Below are 16827 nucleotides of genomic sequence, written 5' to 3' on the forward strand. Positions count from 1 at the left end.
CTCATTTGGTGAGTTAGGGCGCCTCGACTAGAGAACCACTAAATTCCGGTTTAATGATCTGGCTGGTAGTGGCATACGCAGCTGGTGTGCCAAGCTGATCAGCTCCCCAGTGCCGGTCGCCGCCGAACCCGCGCCGAGCTCTTTGAGCATGCCAACTCTCGCTTTAGTAATGCTCGGCTGTCGAACTGATCTTGCCGCGAAATACGAAGTAGTTGATCGCCGTGTAGAGCAGCATCAGCGGAAAGACGAACAGGCCGGCGCCCCAGAACATGAAGGCGAGGCTCGCGTGAGGCGCGGCGGCCTCATCGATGGTGACGGCGAACGGGATCATGTAGGGCCAGAACGAGATCGCGAGCGTGCCGAACGCGGCCACGAAGATGAGTGCCACCATCGGAAACGGCAGCGCATCCTGACGAAGTCGGACACTTGTAGCGAGCGTGATGGCAGCCAGTGCGCCGGCTATCGGGAAGACAAACAAGGAAGGTCGGTCGAGCCAGCGCGTCATTACTGGAAGGTCCTCCGCCAAGGCGTAGCCAAATACGGTGGCCAGGAAGGCGAGCAGGGCCACCGACAAATAGGGAATGAAGCGATAAGACGCGTCGCGAACGTCGGCCTCACACTTCCGTACCAGCCAGCAGGCGCCGAGCAGTGCGTACCCAAGACAGAGCCCAACGCCGCACAGCACCGAAAACGGACTTAGCCAGCCGGAAGCGCCACCGACGTAGCGCGCGCCGAGCATCGGAAGACCCTCAACGAGCGCGCCCACCATCAGGCCCTGCATGAATGCCGCGGCGAAGGAGCCGCCCGCGAATGCAGCGTCCCAGATCCACCGCATCCGTGCTGTCTTACTACGAAACTCGAACGCGACGCCGCGCAGAATCAGTCCGGCCAGCATCAGCAAGACCGGCAAATAGAACGCCGAAATCAGTGTCGCATACGCAAGCGGGAACGCCCCCCACAGCACGACGCCGGCGCTCACCAGCCAGGTCTCGTTGCCGTCCCAGATCGGCGCGACCGCGCTCACCATCGCGCGCCGTCGCGCCTCACCAGAGGTGATGCCGAACAGAATGCCGACGCCGAGATCAAAGCCGTCCAGCAAGACGTAAAGCAGGATGCTGATCGCCAGTACCGCGAGCCAGAACATCACCATTGCTATTCTCCTACGGTAAGCGGCAGGGCAAGGTCGCTTGATGGTCGGCCGCGGACATCGGGCGATTGGGAATGGCGAAGGTCGCCATCACGAGGCTGGCAGCAGGGCCCGTTCGCAGCAGGCGGTAGATGTAGAAAATCCCGAATACGAAGATGAAGGTATAAAGAGCGCAGTACACCACGAGCGAAATCGCTGCCGTACGAGTCGTCAAAAAGGGCGTCATTGCATCAGCGGTCCGGAGCAGCCCGTAGATGGTCCAGGGCTGGCGTCCGACCTCCGCCGTAAACCAGCCGGTCAGCGTCGCGATGAAAGGCAGTGGAAAGCTCAGAAAAATCGACCAGAGCAGGAGCGGATTGCGGTGAATCCGGCGCTTCCGGCACCGGTAGGAGCCGAGCCCGGCGAGGGCCAACATCAAGAGGCCGCAGGCGACCATGATGCGGAAGGCGAAGAAGGGAATAAGCACCGGTGGCCGGTCCCGCGGCGGAAAGCTGGTCAGGCCGACTTCCCTGGCATCAAAGCTCATGCTGCCGATCAAGCTGCCGAGAATCGGAATCTTGATTTCGTACCGATTGGTCTGCGAGGCCGCATCGGGGACGGCGAACAGAACCTCGCCCGCGGGTTGCTCGTCGTGCCACCGGCCCTCGATCGCCGCGAACTTCGCCGGCTGGTCGTCATGCGCGTAATCGCCGACGAGATGGCCACACAGCAGTTGAACGGGCAGCAGCACGGCGGCGAGATAGAGGCCCATCCGAAGCATGATACGGGCTTCCGGGGTGTAGATCCGTCTCAGCACGTACCACGCCCCCGTGGCAGCCACGCAGAACGCGCCGGTGAGATAGGCGGCGAGCAACATATGCGGGAAACGCACCCAGACCACCGGGCTGAAGATGATCTTGAACCAATCGACCGGAATAAAGGCGCCGCTTTGCATGGCATAGCCGACCGGCACCTGCATCCAGCTGTTGTTGACCATGATCCAGAAGGCTGAGAGCGTCGTGCCCAGGGCCACCATGGCAGTGGAGAAAAGATAAAACCACGGCGGAACGCGCTTGCGGCCGAACAGTAGAATTCCAAAGAAGCTCGCTTCCAATGCGAAGGCGGTAAAACTCTCGTAGGAGAGTAGCGGCCCCTGAATCGGCCCCGACATCCGGGAGAGCTCGCTCCAGTTCGTGCCAAACTGAAACGCCATCACAATTCCGGAGACCACGCCGAGACCGAAGGCAACGCCAAAGATCTTGAGCCAGAACTCGAAGAGCGCGCGGTAGGCGGGGCGGCCGGTCGCGATGTGCAATGCCTCGAGAATCGTGAGCCAGGCTGCAAGGCCGATCGTGAACGATGGAAAGATGATGTGGAAGGAGATGGTGAAAGCGAACTGAAGGCGCGACAGAAGCAGCGCTGTGAGTTCCATTGCTGCCTCCCTCAGCGCCAAAGATTGGAGCGGGCGAGGTCCACGACCTCGTCGCCGCGTCCGCTGATCACGGCCTTGATCATGTAAAGCGTAAAGCCCTTCGCCATCTCCAGCGTGATCGAGGGCGGCATCGCGAGCTCGGTTCGGTTCACAACCGCATCGATGAGAACTGGCCCGTCGTGGGCGAGCGCCGCAGCGATTCCATCATCGACCTCGGCGGGGTCTTCGAGGCGAATGCCGCGAATCCCGACGGCTTCGGCCATCGCTGCGAAGTTCGGATTCTTGAGCTCGGTTCCAAAGTCAAGAATTCCTGTCGACTTCTGCTCGAGCTCGATGAAGCCCAATGCACTGTTGTTGAACACGACGACCTTCACCGGAAGGCGCTGCTGGGCGAGGGTAAGGAAATCGCCCATCAGCATCGTGAAGCCGCCGTCGCCAGAGAGCGAGACCACCTGCCGACCTGGACACGCGGCTTGCGCACCGAGGGCTTGCGCCATCGCGTTGGCCATGGAGCCGTGCCAGAATGATCCGAGTAGCCGGCGCTTGCCGTTCATCGCGAGATAGCGGGCGGCCCATACTGTCGGCAGACCGACGTCGCAGGTGAATACCGCATCTTCAGCTGCCTGGTCGCTGATTGCTTTCGCGACCTGCTGAGGGTGGATCAATCCGCCGCCTGGCCTGCCGACGGCAAGCTCGTCAAGCCCCTTGCGTGCCTTGGCGTAATGTCGCTGGGCTTGCGCGAGATGCGCAGCGTCGGTCTTCTGCGTGAGCAATGGCAGCAACGCCGCAAGCGTCTCGCTCACGCCGCCAACGACTCCGACATCGACCGAGGCTCGGCGGCCGATATTCTCGGGCCGTAAATCCACCTGCGCAATGCGCGCGCCACCCGCCTCCGGGTAGAACTGCCTGTAAGGAAAGTCGGTCCCCAGCATCAACAGGACATCGCAGTCGCGCATGGCGTAATAACCGGAAGAAAAGCCGATCAGCCCTGTCATGCCAACGTCATACGGATTGCTCCACTCAACATGTTCCTTGCCGCGCAAGGCGTGCACCATCGGCGCTTGGAGCAGCTCACCGAGGGCGAGCAGCTCGTCATGGGCGCCCGCGCATCCTGAGCCGCACAAGATCGTCACGCGGCTTGCGTCGTTGAGCAATTTCGCCAGCCGAGCGAGATCGGTGGGAGCGGGTGTGACGACCGGAACAGGTGGTAGCAACCTTGCGCGCTTCGGCGGCGGCGCCACGGCAGCGACCTGCAAGGCGACGTCTCCCGGAATGACGAGAACTGACGCGCCGCGCTTGCCGACCGCCTCCCGGATCGCGGTCTCCAAGGCGCGCGGCATCTGGTGGGATCCGGACACGAGCTCGCAGTAGTGGCTGCATTCCCGAAACAGCTCTTGCGGGTGCGTCTCCTGAAAGTACCCGCTGCCGATTTCCGGTGACGGAATGTGTGCAGCGATCGCAAGCACGGGCACGTGCGAACGGTGGCAATCGAACAGTCCATTGATGAGGTGAAGATTGCCGGGTCCGCAACTGCCCGCGCACACAGCGAGCTCGCCCGTCAGATGCGCGTCGGCGCCGGCAGCAAAGGCCGCCACTTCCTCGTGCCTGACATGAATCCAATCGATCTTGCCATGGCGGCGAATAGCGTCGGTCAGGCCGTTGAGGCTATCGCCGACCACGCCATAGATGCGTTTGATCCCCGCAGTCGCGAGGGTTTCCACGAACTGGTCGGCGACTGTTTTGGTCGGCATTAACGCCTCCTCTGGAAAAGTGAGGACGAACCTGGAGTGCAACCACCGCTGCTCGCAGAAACGCCCAAAGTCCTGTCCAAGAAGGTAGCAAGACCGCCGCGCGGAGTTATTAAATTGGCATTAAGGCGACTAAATTCGAGTTTAGAAGCTATGCGGCGGCTTCAATTGGCTCGGCCACCATCTTCCAGAGATTTGCGACTGTTGAGGCGTCGAGAGATTGCGCCCTTCCTTCTCGGTTCCTCTGAGGCATTCTGAGCGCAGCGCGAAAGTGTGTGCCGACAAGCTAAGGCGCTATCCTGCAACGCTCGCTCGCAGCGGGCCACATCAATGCAAGCCGACGCGCAGAACTTCGATTGGACAACGCTATCAGTGTGCGTTAGAGCCGCTGCCCGCAGCATCGAGTCAGTCGGTTCGCGAAAACCAGTCGGAGCTTCGCCGGAGTCAACAGCCCCGACAGATGGAATCAATCATCTTGTCGACCTTCGCCTCTTCACGATCGATGGCGGGATTAGTCCCCAGCAAAGGGCCATTCATCCGATGACCGTTACCCACGGCGTCCGACGAGAGCGCTGTACCCAACGAGTTGGTCCCTGGCGAACCTGCGCTGGAGCCAAAGACGCCGCCTGTACTGAGCGTCGGATGCAAGCCCATTCCGCCGCGGGCGAATGTCGGGCTGGTTAGAAGAACGAGAAAGGGGGCGACGAGCAGAACACAAACCTTTTTCATGACGAAAGTCCTTTCGCACGGAGAAGTAGGAAAGGGGCCGCATGCGCAGAGTAACAATTCGTTGTGCGGAGCTGACTGACGTTCGGCGGCTTGCGTTCCATACGCAGCAACTCACAGCGCGTTGAACCTCCGTGAGCGAATGTTGCATTTCGAACCCCGGCATCGACTCCGACCTGCGTGGGTGAAACCAAATGGTTTGGCTTCACCATTCATAGGAGTAGTTCAATGACCAAAATCAAGCTGTTGTCGGCCGGACTGATCGCGACCGCCATGCTTGCGATGCCTGCCATGGCTCGCGAGCACTACGTAGCCCAGCGGCATGTGGCGGCAGCTGCCTCCAAGGCCGAGCGTGACGTTGACGGGCGTGTGTGCGTTCCGGCCCCACGCGTGGGCGCATTTGCGACGGCGCCGTGGACGGGGGACAATGTCCCTTGCGAGCCTCGGCCGTTTTGAGTCGATAAGCCGCGCGTGCCAACGTTGGTTTCCAAGCGGCATTGGGCTGATCCATCATTCGGTCAGCCCAATGCGGTCCGACACTGCTCTCCCGACGAGAAATTCGGGCTGGCACGAATATTCCAGATCGGTCGTTCGATAGGCGATTGCGACGCGTCGGAGCAGACTTGCGTCCTGTGCCGCTGTGGGACGTTCTGCACAGCGTCGAATCACACGCAGCTCGATCGCTCAAGCCTCTCTTGACTCCGGGCGATAGCGCGGATCCGGACAACCGCGCGGAAACGTCATCATGATCCCTCCGTGGAGCTCCGGGACGCGGCCATATTCCCGCTTCCAGAATGACAACCAGAACGTCCGAGAGAGCGCGGGTACCGGAAGAATGAAGCGCCAGGCGATCGCTCCGCTCGTCCAGCGTGCGATTACGAACATCGCAATTGTCGGCCTCACTCATCTTGCGTCCAGGGCGCTCCGGCGAGCTTTGCAGTCCCGTTCGAGCCAGAACCGGCGGTGATGGGCTTGCAGCCGTTGTCGAAGGAAGCTCTATGCCGCTTCCATCTGTTTATTGGGCTCCTGCTCCGGCTCGGAATTCGATGCTGACCTGTCCGGCCTGAGGTTCCTCCTGGCGGCCCGCTTGACCTTTTCAAAGGCGCAAGTTTCGATTTGCCGGACGCGTTCGCTAGAGATCGACAGTTCGCACGCCAGGACCTCGAGCGTGGCAGGGCGGTCGTTTAGCCGGCGCGCCTCGAACACCCGTCGTTCGCGTGACGTAAGAGTATCCAATGCGGTGCGCAGCGCGCGTGCTTGCTGCTCAGATTCGTCGTGTTCGGCCAGGAGCGCCTCGGCCGTCGGCGATGGGTCGACCAGCCTTGACTGCCAGTCCACCGTCTCGCTATCTTCGCTAACCGGCCTATTCAGCGACAGGTCGCCATTCAAGCGGCGGTCCATCTCCAGAACGTCGCGAGGCGAAACCTCCAGCCGCTTAGCGATGGCATCGGCCACCTCCGGCGTGAGGCTGGACGTCTCGCTGGCAAGCTTCCTCATTTCGCGCCTGAGGCTGAAGAACAGCTTCTTCTGGGCAGCCGTCGTTCCGATCTTGACCAGTGACCAGGATCGAAGAATGTAATCGTGGATCGTAGCCTTGATCCACCACAGCGCGTAGGTCGAGAAACGTGAGCCGCGACCCGGCTCGTAACGTGTTGCGGCCATCACCAGACCGAGATTGGCTTCGGAGATGATATCGGCGAGCGGAAGACCGTATCCCCGATAGCGCTTCGCCACGCTCGCGGCGAGCCGAAGATGGCTGGTCACGAGGGCGTCGGCAGCTGTTTGATCGCCCAGCTCTTGCCAGCGGCGTGCAAGCTGCTGCTCTTGCTCCTGTTCAAGCATCTCGAAACGGCGGATGGCGCCAGCGTACCGTCCAAACGGGGGTGACTCCGTCCGATTGATCGCCGTGGTTTTTAAACTGGTTTGCGCGACGACTACGTTGCAGTCCTGCATGATGCAGCTCCGATGATTGAGCCCAGCATCTATGGATTAAGGAACGAGCTACCGATGCGCTATTAAAAGGCAATTCCGGCGTTTAAATTCGCTGTTAGCTGAACCGGAGTCGTTCGTGCAGCTAGAACCAAGGCCGCGTTCCTTGGAGCGCCGCGCAATCGCGGCGCGCAGGTTGGCCGCGGCAATCTCAAGCCGCGGTGGAGCTTGACGCAGCTTCCTGCGCCGGCGCGGGCCGGCCGCGAAACGTTTGCTGCAGGCGATCAAGATAGAGGTAGACCACAGGCGTGGTGAACAGCGTCAGCAGCTGCGAAAGTATCAGCCCACCGACGATCGTATACCCGAGCGGCTGTCGTATCTCGGATCCCGCGCCGGTGCCGAGCATCAGCGGCACCCCGCCCAAAAGCGCTGCCATCGTCGTCATCAGAATAGGCCTGAAACGGAGCACGCAGGCCTGGTAGATCGATTGTTCGGATGTCAGCCCTTCATTGCGCTCCACCTCGAGGGCGAAGTCGACCAGCATAATGCCGTTCTTCTTGACGATACCGATCAGCAGTATGATCCCGATGATGGCGATCACGCTGAGATCCATATGCACGGCGATGAGGAGAAGCAACGCGCCGATGCCTGCGGAGGGCAGGGTGGAGAGGATCGTGATCGGATGGATAAAGCTTTCGTACAGCACGCCGAGGATAATGTAGATGACGATGAGCGCCGCGAGCACCAGCACCAGCTCGCCGGAAAGTGCCGCCTGGAATGCGTTCGCGTTGCCTTGGAACGTGGTGGCGAGCGAGAGCGGCTTGCCGCTGGTGCGTTCGAACTGCTGGATCGCGGCAACCGCGGTGCCCAGCGCCGCTCCCGGTTTCAGGTTAAACGAGATCGTGGTTGAGGGGAACATTCCCTGGTGGTTGATGACGATCGGCGCGGCGGTGACGGTGCTTTTGGTGAGCGTGCTCAGCGGGACCTGTTGTCCGTTGGAGGAGTTGAGATAGATCTGCTGTAGCACGGTTGGGCTGGTCTGGAAGCGCGGAAGGACTTCCAGTACCACGTGGTACTGGTTGAGCGACGTGAAGATGGTGGAGACGATGCGCTGGCCAAAGGCGTCGTCGAGCGTATTGTCGATGGCCGAAGGCAGGATCCCGAAACTCGACGCGACGTCCCGGTTAACGGCAACATCAAGGCGCGGCCCGGCGTTCTCCTGGTCGGTCGTCACGTCGGCAATCTCTGGAATGCTCTTCAGCTTGTCCAGGAAGATGGCGGACCAGTGATTGAGCTCGTTCTGGTCCGAATCGGTAAGCGTGTATTGAAACTGGGTTTTGGCCAGGCGCGCACCGACCGTGATGTCCTGGGCGGCCTGCATGTAAAGCGTGATGCCCTGCACCGAGGCGAGCTTGGTTCGGAGGCGGTTGATCACTTGGTCGGCGCTGGCGTCGCGCTGCTCGCGCGGCTTGAGCGTAATGAAGACGCGTCCCTGATTGACCGTGGCCACCCCACCGCCGGCGCCGATCGCGGAGCCCACGGACAACACGGCAGGATCTTCGACCACCTTATCGATGACGGCGTGCATGCGCTGGCTCATTGCGGGGTAGGAGATATCCTGCCCGGCTTCGGCGACGCCGACGATCAGGCCGGTGTCCTGCTGCGGAAAGAAGCCTTTTGGAATTACGACGTACAGATAGCCGGTTACCGCGATGGCCAGGAACATCGTCATCAGCGTGATGAAACGGTGGCGTAGCGCCACTTTCAGACCGCGCTCGTAGATGGCAAGCAGTCCGTCGAAAGCGCGTTCGGACTGCCGGTAGAGCCATCCATGCGTGCCCGTGTCATGCTTGAGCAGGCGTGAGCACATCATCGGGGTCAACGTCAGCGAGATCACGAGCGAGAGGATCAGCGACACGCTCACGGTGATCGCGAATTCCTGGAACAGCTTTCCAACGTAGCCGCCCATCAGGAACAGCGGGATAAACACCGCGATCAGCGACAGCGTGATCGAGATGATCGTGAAACCGATTTCGCGCGAACCCTTCAGGGCCGCCTCCATCGGACTCAATCCGGCTTCAAGATGGCGGACGATGTTCTCGATCACCACGACCGCATCGTCCACCACAAAGCCGATCGCGATTGACAGTGCCATCAGCGAGAGATTGTCCAGGCTGTAGCCTAGCGCATGGAGGGCGACGAAGGTGCCGATCAGCGATAGCGGTACGGTGATGGCGGGGATTACCGTGGCCCAGAAATTGCGCAGGAAGACGAAAATGACCATCACCACGAGTGCGACCGTCAAGAGCAGCGTGAACTGCACGTCGGAAACGGATGCGCGAATCGTCTGGGTGCGGTCGGACAGAATATCGAGCTTGATGCCCGGCGGCAGCGCGGCCTGTAGCTGAGGCAGCTGGGACTTGATCAGGTCGACGGTCTGGATGACGTTGGCGCCGGGTTGGCGTTGAATGGCCAGGATGATCGCCGGTTGTTTGTTGACGAAAGCGCCGATCTGGTTGTTCTCGGATGCTTCGATGACGTTGCCGATGTCGCTGACGTGCACCGGTGCGCCGTTGCGGTACGCGACGATCAGGTTCTTGTAGGCGTCCGGCTTGAGCAGCTGATCGTTGGTACCCAGCGTGAAGGTCTGGTGCGGACTGTTCAGCGTCCCCTTCGGCTGATCAACATTGGCCTGCATCAGCACGTTGCGGACGTCTTCCAGGCCGATGCCGCGATTGGCAAGTGCCTGCGGATCGACCTGGACGCGGATCGCCGGCTTTTGCTGCCCGCCAACACCGATCAGGCCGACGCCCCCGATCTGCGAGAGTTTCGGCACCAGGATGTTTTCGGTAAACGCGTCCACCGTCGTGAGCGGCAACGTGTTGGACGTCAAGCCGAGCACCAGGATCGGCGTGTCCGCAGGGTTTACCTTGCGGATGGTCGGAGGGTAGGGAATTCCTATCGGCAAATATGGCGTCGCCGCATTGATCGCGGCGAGAACGTCAGTCGCCGCGCTGTCGATATCGCGGCTGAGGTCGAATTGCACGGTGAGCTGCGTGTATCCGAGTGCGTTCGCAGAGGTCAGCTGGGTCAACCCGGGAATCTGTGAAAATTGCTGCTCGAGCGGGGTCGCGACCGAAGATGCCATGGTCTGCGGATCGGCTCCGGGCAACCTGGCCGTTACCGAAATGGTCGGGAAGTTGACGTTCGGCAGGGAGGCGACGGGAAGCAATCGGTAGGTGACCAGTCCGCCGAGCAACAGCCCAGCCATCAGCAGCACCGTGGCGATCGGCCGGTGGATGAACGTCGCGGATATGTTCATGGGATTTCCTGCTCGACGGAGTTCTGGAGATCTGCTTCCTGCGCCGCGCTGCCCTGGAGCTCCTGCACGCGGGTACCCGGCTGCAGCCTGTATTGGCCGTCGACCACAATCTTCTCGCTGGCCTGAAGCCCTGAATCGATCAGCGCGCTGCCATCGCTGATCTCGGCAACCCTCACTGGCCGCGTCGTCACGGTTTCGTCTGCCCCGATCACCCAGACGAAGGGTCCGTGGGGGCCCTGCTGAATGGCGGAGGCGGCAATGGTCAACCCGTTGTGGCGGGTTTCGAGAAAGAGTCGCGCATTGATGAGCTCGCCCGGCCAAAGCATCCGTTTCGCATTGGGAAAGCTCGCCCGTAGCTTGATCGTGCCGGTGGTCTGAACGATCTGGTTGTCCACCAGATCGAGCTTACCCTCATCGAGCTGGGTCTTGTCATCCTGACTATAGGCGAGGACCTTCAGTGGTCCCTTGGCCATCTCCCGATTGATCTCCACAAAGTCGGTCTGGGGAAGCGAGAACAGCAATGAGATTGGCTGGATCTGGGTCACATCCACCAGGCCAGCTGTATCGGTCGGATGGATGATGTTGCCGATATCGACCTGGCGAAGGCCGGTCACGCCGTCGATTGCGGACGTCAGCTGCGTATAGCTCAAATTCGTCTTCGCTTGCTCGATGACGCCCTCATCGGACTTCACCATCGCCTGAAGCTGGGCCAATTGAGCCTTCGTGGTATCGACGAGCTGCGTGCTTGCCCAACCGTTCTTGGCCAGCGGCACGTACCGGTTCAGATTGGCCTGTGCATTGTCGACCTGCGCCTGATCGCGATCGCGGTTGGCGATCGCTTGATCGAGTTGCGCTTGATATGGGCGCGGGTCGATCTCGGCGAGGAGATCGCCGCTTTTGACGGTCTGTCCCTGCGTGAAGGCGATCTTGATGAGCTGGCCGGTGACCTGGCTGCGCACGATCACGTTGTTATAGGCAATCACCGTGCCTACGCCACGCCGGTAGATCGGCACGTCGTGACGAACCACCGTTCCCGCCACGACCGGCACCGACTCCGCCGCAACGCCAACCATGTTTGGTTTGGGCGGGCGGATTTGCCGAGCGGCCAATGCAGCTCCTCCGGCAACCACCACGCCAGCGAGAATAACGAGCCATAGCTTGCGCATGCAACGCTCCCTGAAGCAGTCAGCAGCCTGATGAGGATGAAAAATTGTTCGTGCCGGTAGCGCCGGTCATCGAGGAAGCGGAGGAGCCGGACGTGCATGGCGCCGTGTACGCAGTGCCCGAAGTGTTGGGTAGCGGTACCGCTGTCATCGGGCTTTCGCCGCTGGTATCGGCCTCCGTTGCACCCAGCGGGATCGTGCCGCCAACCACGCCCGCCGTCGAAGTCGCGGGCTGGCTTGAAGAGGTTGTGCTGCTTGATGTCGTGGCGCAGCTTGAGCTCAGTGTCATGCCGCCGCCGTCGAAGGTCGAGGACGGGGATGAAGCGCTGCTCGTTACACCCGTACCCATAGAAGAGGTCGACGACGTGCCCATTGCGCCCGTCGAGCCAGTCGCACTGCACAACGCGCTAACCGTCGGACCTAGACCGCCGGAATCGATTTCGGTTGCCCCAAGCGGGACGCCGGCGCCAGTAAAGCTGCTGCTCGTTCCGTTGGAGCCCAGTGTGCCCATCGGGGAAGTCGCACCCATTGCCGAGGGGCCGGTGGTTGTTTGCGCGTCGCTGGCTGCGCTGGCGCAAAGCAGCGCAAGCGCTGCCACGAACAATCGTCGCCGCATCGACATCTCCTGATCATCGATTTGCAAATCGCCGTATGAACCAACGAGAGTTCCGTTGAACCGATAGGAGCGGTTCGATGCGTCGGCTTCGAGGCGTTAGCTAGGAGTAGAGATACGCGGCCGGCGGATTGGGGCCACTAAATTCTCAGCGGCAAAGTTAAACTTGAGTTTAGGGTCATCCTGTTTGGCTATCGCCGGGCGCCTGGCAGATATGCTCGTCGACAGACGCGTCGCAATGCTCTCAACTGACTTGCGGTGGAACGCGCTCGAACACGATCTCCGCAACGCAACCCCGTCCGGTTGGCGCTGGCGACAGCCCGAACTGAACTCCGTGCAATTTTGCGATCGCAACCACCAGGCTCAGACCCAATCCAACCCCGGGCTCCCCGCGGCTTTTGTCGGATCGATAAAAGCGTCTCGTGACGAGGTCACGCTCGCTCGGTGCGATTCCGCGCCCGGTGTCGCTGACGTGCACGATGCTCCTTTCTCCGATGCGGTAGAGCTTGAGTTCGATATGCCCGCATTCCGGCGTGAATTTCACGGCGTTGTCGACGAGATTTGCAATGGCCTCGAACAGCAGGTCGCGATCGCCCTGAACCACCATCTTCTCTTTGGCTTCTACGACTAGGGTTACGCCTTTGTCTTTGGCCATAGGCTCATAGAGCTCTCCAACGTCGCGTACCAACTCCGCCAGGTCGACCTCCCGGAACCCCTCCAAACGCCGACTATGCTCGATTTCGGTGATGCGAAGCAGGGCGGTGACCATCGTTAATGATTGGTCGAGCCCGCCGATGGCGCGATCGACAGCCGCTTTCAGCTCGTCAAGAGTCTTCGCTTTGTGCCGTCCGCTCTCCAGGGTCATCCGCACATTCGTGAGCGGCGTGCGCAGGTCGTGAGCGATGTCGTCGCCCACTCCAGCAACGCTACGCAGAAGCTCCTCCATTTCATCCAGCATTGCATTGATAAGCCGCGCCAGCTCGGTGAAGGGAGCCCCACCTTGTTCCGGCAAGCGTTCGCGCAATTCGCCCGCCACGATGCGTTGGATCTGCCGGTTGTATTGGTCGAGCCGTTGTTGCGTCCTGATGCTCAGGAATGCTCCAAACAGCGAACCAAGGCACAGCGACGGAATGAGCCCCCATGCGACTGCTCGCTCTATCGTGCTGCCGATTTCAGACAGCTCGTCGGTATTCCGGCCGATAAGGAGTATCCCTCCATCATCAAGCTTGCGTGCGACGGCGCGTGCCAACTGTTGCTCGCGGCCGGCAGCATCGATCCGCACCACTAGAAGCTGCTGTGGTGGGGTGTCTGGCTGTAGGTTGCGCGGCAGACTTTCAATGTTTCCGATCACACGGTTTCCGTGCGCGTCGAAGAGGCCGCCAAGCTTCACCCGCCGCGGATCCCCGTCGAGGTGTTGCTGGAGCGCTTGGAGCCGCTGCTGCGGAGGAAGGCTTGAGAACGTATTGGCGCGATCGACGATCAATCGATCGACGCTCGCGGTCACGTATCTGGAAGTTGGCCAGTAGATGAAGACGATGATCAGGACGACGCAGATCGCGAACGCGCCGATTGCGACCATGGTCCCGCGAAGAATGGTCGATCGGAAGGCTCTCGTTCGAATAATCTTAGGAAGGCGCACGCAACATAAATCCTTCCCCCCGGATATTGAGGATCATCGGCGGCTGGCCGGCCGGATCGACCTTGCGGCGGAGCCGGCCCATATGCACATCGACGAGATTGCTCTGGGGCACGAACTTGTAGTTCCAGACTTCTTCAAACAGCATCGCTCGGGTGAGCAGTTGGTCGACCCGGCGCATCATGTATTCGAGCAGCCGGAACTCGCGCGGCAAAAGATCAAGCGGGCGACCCCCGCGCGTAGCGGTACGCTCCAGCAAATCGACTTCAAGTGGTCCGACCCGCAGCACGGTGTCCCGGCTTTCACCAGGCCTTCGCAGCAGGGCCTCAATCCTCGCAATCAGCTCCAGGATCGCAAATGGTTTGGTCAGATAGTCGTCACCGCCGGCCCGCAACCCACGAATTCTGTCATCCACCGCTCCGAGGGCGCTCAAGACCAGAACGGGGGTGCGCACCTGCTCCTGCCTGGCAACCTCGATGATGGTCAGGCCGTCGATTCCGGGAAGCAGACGGTCGACGATCATGACATCGGCCCCGCCTGCGCGCGCTTTGTCGAGTCCCTCAATGCCCGTCGGCGCCCGGTCGACCTCGTATCCACGACCAGCGAGTTCAGCCGCGATCTGCTGGGCGGTCTCGTCGTGATCTTCGATCAGCAGCACCTTCGGCATTGCGACTTCCTTGGCTCCACGGCCGCTCGCATGGCAGGAGCCTGCCCAATCGCCACAGACAAGGCTGACCGTCTGCTGCGAAACTGTACAATAACCACATAGCCCTAGCACGAAGCCGAGCTTCATTAAATCCAGTTTAGTTTTGTAAATTCGACTTTATGGCGCGCCTGCACGGACGAGGCCGCTCGTGTCTCGCAGAGGCTTTCAGGTGAGGCTCGCCACTCTGGTCAGGGCGGACGTTGGCGAACTCACAAGCGCGCAGTGGCGTGTTCAGCTGGCGCGGAGTGCCGCCAACACTTTGGGCGGCGTGAACGGCACCGAGCGCAGGCGTACGCCAGTAGCTTCGAACACGGCCCCGGCAATGGCCGAAGGGACGACGGCGCAGGTAGGCTCCCCGCCGCCCCAGGGGACCTCTTGCGGGCGATCGATCAGATCGATCACGACCTCTGGGATCTCAGGGAAGGTTAGAATGGGATAGCTGGCCCAATCAAGGCTCGTGACCATGGAGCGATCGAAGGTCACTTCCTCCTTCAGGATTCGGCTCACTGTCTGGACAACGCAGCCCTCGATCTGGTTGCGCAGCCCGTCAGGGTTGATGATCTGGCCGCAATCATGCGCCACGTAGAAGCGTTTCACCGCAACGGCGCCGGTCTTGCGGTTGATTTCCACATCGGCGACGGCACCGACATAGGTGCGGACCAGCTCGTATTTCACATAGGCAAGCCCGCGTCCCGTGACGACCTCGGCATTGCGATCCGGTTCTTGCCGCTCACGCCATTTGCTGAGCTTAGCCAGTCGCTCCAGCAGTTCCTTGCCGCGCGCGTCCGCGAGATATTGAAGCCGAATGTCGAGTGGATCCGTGCCAACGCTCGCCGCGACCTCGTTAAGGAAGGATTCGTTGGCAAAGGTATTTTGCAGCCGTCCGGGCGAGCGGATCCAGGCAGGTCGCAAGGGTGTCGACTGCAATCGGCGAGCGGTCGTCGTAACATTTGGGATCTCATACGGAATCGAGAGATCATTGAGCACACCGCCAGGGCTGAGCTTGCCAAGACTGTTCAGCCCGGCAAGGTCAGCGCCGGTGAGCGGTACAAAGGTCGCCGATCCGTCAGGTACGAACAGTTCGGATTCCCACGCCGCCAGATTTCCCTGCGGGTCGACCCCGGCTTGCATGTCCAGTAGTGTCGGCGGTCCCTTGGGATCCCAGCCGTGCTCGTCGGCGCGCATCCATTGCACCCTGACCGGGGTGCCGATCGCACGCGCCAGCAGCGCCGCATCGGCCGCGGCGTCCTCGTGCCCATTGCGGCCGTAGCAACCCGCGCCCTCGACATAGACGCAGCGAACGTCCGCGTCGGATGTTGCCAGCATCGCAGCCAGTTGCTTGCGCAAATCGTGTGTGGCCTGCGAGGCGGTCCAGCAGGTGAGCTTGCCATCGATAAAGGTCGCCACGGCACAGGACGGGCCGATCGAGCCGTGGGTGTGGATCGCGAAATCATAGGTTGCCCGAAGCTTGCGTGCCGCGGCACCAAGGACCGCGCGCGAGCTGCCGAAACGGCTGGTGACATCGTCATGCACGACGGGCGTATTGCGCACGTGCTCCCAGATCTTGCTCTGGTCCGGGAGCTCACTCCAGCTTGACCAGGTCACCTTCAGCTGTTGGGCGGCCTTGATTGCGCTCCATTCGCTTTTGGCGACGACGCCAAGAAAGTTGCTGATGCGGACGACCTTCACAATTCCAGGTATGTCGGCGATTGAAGACTCGTCATAGGAAACGAGCGTTGCACCGAATCCCGATGGACGCACCACTCGGCCGTGCAGCATGCCGGGAAGTGTGAAGTCCTGCATGAAAGTGAAGCGGCCGTTCACCTTGTCCGGAATATCCAGGCGGCGCACCGGCTTACCGACGATGGTGTAGTCGCCGGGCGCCTTCTGCGGCGCGTCCTTTTCGATGTCGAGAGCAAGGCTTGTCGGTTCAACGAGACTCCCAATCGGCAGCCATTCGCCGCCTGCGGCAGTGATCACACCGTTTCGAATCGAAAGTGTGGCAATGTCGCGATCCATCTGCGCGGCAGCGCGGCGCAGAAGGGCTCGACGCGCCGTGGCCGCAGCGCGGCGCAGCTGCATGCCGCCGTTCTGAATCGAAAAGCTTCCGCTGGTCGTGCCCTGGTCCGGCGTGAGCGCGGTGTCGCCTTCGATGATCGTGATCTGATTCATGGGGACGTCAAGCTCGTCCGCGACGATCTGGGTCAATGCGGTCCGCACGCCGGTGCCGAGATCGACCTTTCCGGAATAGACCGTGACTCTTCCATCGTGTGCGACAGCAAGGAAGCCGTCGACCCTGTCGGCCAACAGGGTTTTTCCGGCGGCGGCCGTCTCGGCGCGTGCCATCGGCAGACTGAAGGCCACAATGAGCGCGCCACCTGCCTGCAACAGCTTGCGCCGATTGATCATCTCGTCCATGGCGCGTC

The 16827-nt window shown here is 61.2% G+C and carries 12 protein-coding genes; 2 read left to right on the forward strand and 10 right to left on the reverse strand.

Going from position 1 to position 16827, the window contains the following annotated elements; genetic code table 11:
- Positions 1-163: 163 nt before the first annotated feature.
- From cydB to FXV83_RS05490, 4 genes are all read right to left on the reverse strand, one after another.
- Positions 164-1150, reverse strand: a complete 987-nt coding sequence (gene cydB, locus FXV83_RS05475; RefSeq protein WP_148738187.1) for a cytochrome d ubiquinol oxidase subunit II — start codon at positions 1148-1150, stop codon at positions 164-166.
- 10 nt (positions 1151-1160) lie between these two features.
- Complete coding sequence (locus FXV83_RS05480; RefSeq protein WP_148738188.1) at positions 1161-2558, reverse strand: cytochrome ubiquinol oxidase subunit I; 1398 nt, start codon at positions 2556-2558, stop codon at positions 1161-1163.
- 11 nt (positions 2559-2569) lie between these two features.
- The gene (gene poxB, locus FXV83_RS05485; protein WP_148738189.1) at positions 2570-4309 is read right to left on the reverse strand and encodes a ubiquinone-dependent pyruvate dehydrogenase; all 1740 of its coding nucleotides are present in this window, start codon (positions 4307-4309) and stop codon (positions 2570-2572) included.
- Positions 4310-4750: 441 nt separating this feature from the next.
- Positions 4751-5035: a hypothetical protein gene (locus FXV83_RS05490; RefSeq protein WP_187435678.1), complete on the reverse strand. Its 285-nt coding sequence runs from the start codon at positions 5033-5035 to the stop codon at positions 4751-4753.
- A gap of 225 nt (positions 5036-5260) precedes the next feature.
- Between FXV83_RS05490 and FXV83_RS05495 the strand changes: the two genes are divergently transcribed.
- A complete protein-coding gene (locus FXV83_RS05495) occupies positions 5261-5488 on the forward strand; it encodes a hypothetical protein (protein ID WP_148738190.1) in 228 nt (75 codons plus the stop codon).
- 540 nt (positions 5489-6028) lie between these two features.
- Here FXV83_RS05495 and rpoH read toward each other — a convergent pair.
- From rpoH to FXV83_RS05510, 3 genes are all read right to left on the reverse strand, one after another.
- Positions 6029-6985, reverse strand: coding sequence for an RNA polymerase sigma factor RpoH (rpoH, locus tag FXV83_RS05500; RefSeq protein ID WP_148738191.1), 957 nt, complete (start codon positions 6983-6985; stop codon positions 6029-6031).
- 187 nt (positions 6986-7172) lie between these two features.
- Positions 7173-10283: an efflux RND transporter permease subunit gene (locus FXV83_RS05505; RefSeq protein ID WP_148738192.1), complete on the reverse strand. Its 3111-nt coding sequence runs from the start codon at positions 10281-10283 to the stop codon at positions 7173-7175.
- Positions 10280-11449, reverse strand: coding sequence for an efflux RND transporter periplasmic adaptor subunit (locus FXV83_RS05510; RefSeq protein ID WP_148738193.1), 1170 nt, complete (start codon positions 11447-11449; stop codon positions 10280-10282). The genes FXV83_RS05505 and FXV83_RS05510 overlap by 4 nt, the downstream gene beginning before the upstream one ends.
- A 44-nt stretch (positions 11450-11493) precedes the next feature.
- On the opposite strand from FXV83_RS05510, the gene FXV83_RS05515 reads away from it, so the two are divergent.
- Positions 11494-12075, forward strand: a complete 582-nt coding sequence (locus FXV83_RS05515; protein WP_148738194.1) for a hypothetical protein — start codon at positions 11494-11496, stop codon at positions 12073-12075.
- 228 nt (positions 12076-12303) lie between these two features.
- On the opposite strand, the gene FXV83_RS05520 is transcribed toward FXV83_RS05515, so the two are convergent.
- From FXV83_RS05520 to FXV83_RS05530, 3 genes are all read right to left on the reverse strand, one after another.
- Positions 12304-13638 (reverse strand): sensor histidine kinase, encoded by a 1335-nt coding sequence (locus FXV83_RS05520; protein ID WP_148738195.1) that lies wholly within the window; start codon positions 13636-13638, stop codon positions 12304-12306.
- A gap of 46 nt (positions 13639-13684) precedes the next feature.
- Positions 13685-14362 (reverse strand): response regulator transcription factor, encoded by a 678-nt coding sequence (locus tag FXV83_RS05525; RefSeq protein ID WP_148738196.1) that lies wholly within the window; start codon positions 14360-14362, stop codon positions 13685-13687.
- 270 nt (positions 14363-14632) lie between these two features.
- Positions 14633-16819 (reverse strand): xanthine dehydrogenase family protein molybdopterin-binding subunit, encoded by a 2187-nt coding sequence (locus FXV83_RS05530; RefSeq protein WP_148738197.1) that lies wholly within the window; start codon positions 16817-16819, stop codon positions 14633-14635.
- Positions 16820-16827: the final 8 nt, after the last annotated feature.

This window comes from Bradyrhizobium hipponense, from assembly GCF_008123965.1.
Taxonomy (GTDB): domain Bacteria; phylum Pseudomonadota; class Alphaproteobacteria; order Rhizobiales; family Xanthobacteraceae; genus Bradyrhizobium; species Bradyrhizobium hipponense.

Bases quoted from the DNA above. Each gene is read 5' to 3' on its own strand.
- FXV83_RS05520 (WP_148738195.1), bottom strand. From the start codon at position 13,638: ATGGTCGCAATCGGCGCGTTCGCGATCTGCGTCGTCCTGATCATCGTC.
- poxB (WP_148738189.1), bottom strand. From the start codon at position 4,309: ATGCCGACCAAAACAGTCGCCGACCAGTTCGTGGAAACCCTCGCGACT.
- FXV83_RS05490 (WP_187435678.1), bottom strand. From the start codon at position 5,035: ATGAAAAAGGTTTGTGTTCTGCTCGTCGCCCCCTTTCTCGTTCTTCTA.
- FXV83_RS05495 (WP_148738190.1), top strand. From the start codon at position 5,261: ATGACCAAAATCAAGCTGTTGTCGGCCGGACTGATCGCGACCGCCATG.
- FXV83_RS05530 (WP_148738197.1), bottom strand. From the start codon at position 16,819: ATGGACGAGATGATCAATCGGCGCAAGCTGTTGCAGGCAGGTGGCGCG.
- rpoH (WP_148738191.1), bottom strand. From the start codon at position 6,985: ATGCAGGACTGCAACGTAGTCGTCGCGCAAACCAGTTTAAAAACCACG.
- FXV83_RS05505 (WP_148738192.1), bottom strand. From the start codon at position 10,283: ATGAACATATCCGCGACGTTCATCCACCGGCCGATCGCCACGGTGCTG.
- FXV83_RS05510 (WP_148738193.1), bottom strand. From the start codon at position 11,449: ATGCGCAAGCTATGGCTCGTTATTCTCGCTGGCGTGGTGGTTGCCGGA.
- FXV83_RS05480 (WP_148738188.1), bottom strand. From the start codon at position 2,558: ATGGAACTCACAGCGCTGCTTCTGTCGCGCCTTCAGTTCGCTTTCACC.
- FXV83_RS05525 (WP_148738196.1), bottom strand. From the start codon at position 14,362: ATGCCGAAGGTGCTGCTGATCGAAGATCACGACGAGACCGCCCAGCAG.
- cydB (WP_148738187.1), bottom strand. From the start codon at position 1,150: ATGGTGATGTTCTGGCTCGCGGTACTGGCGATCAGCATCCTGCTTTAC.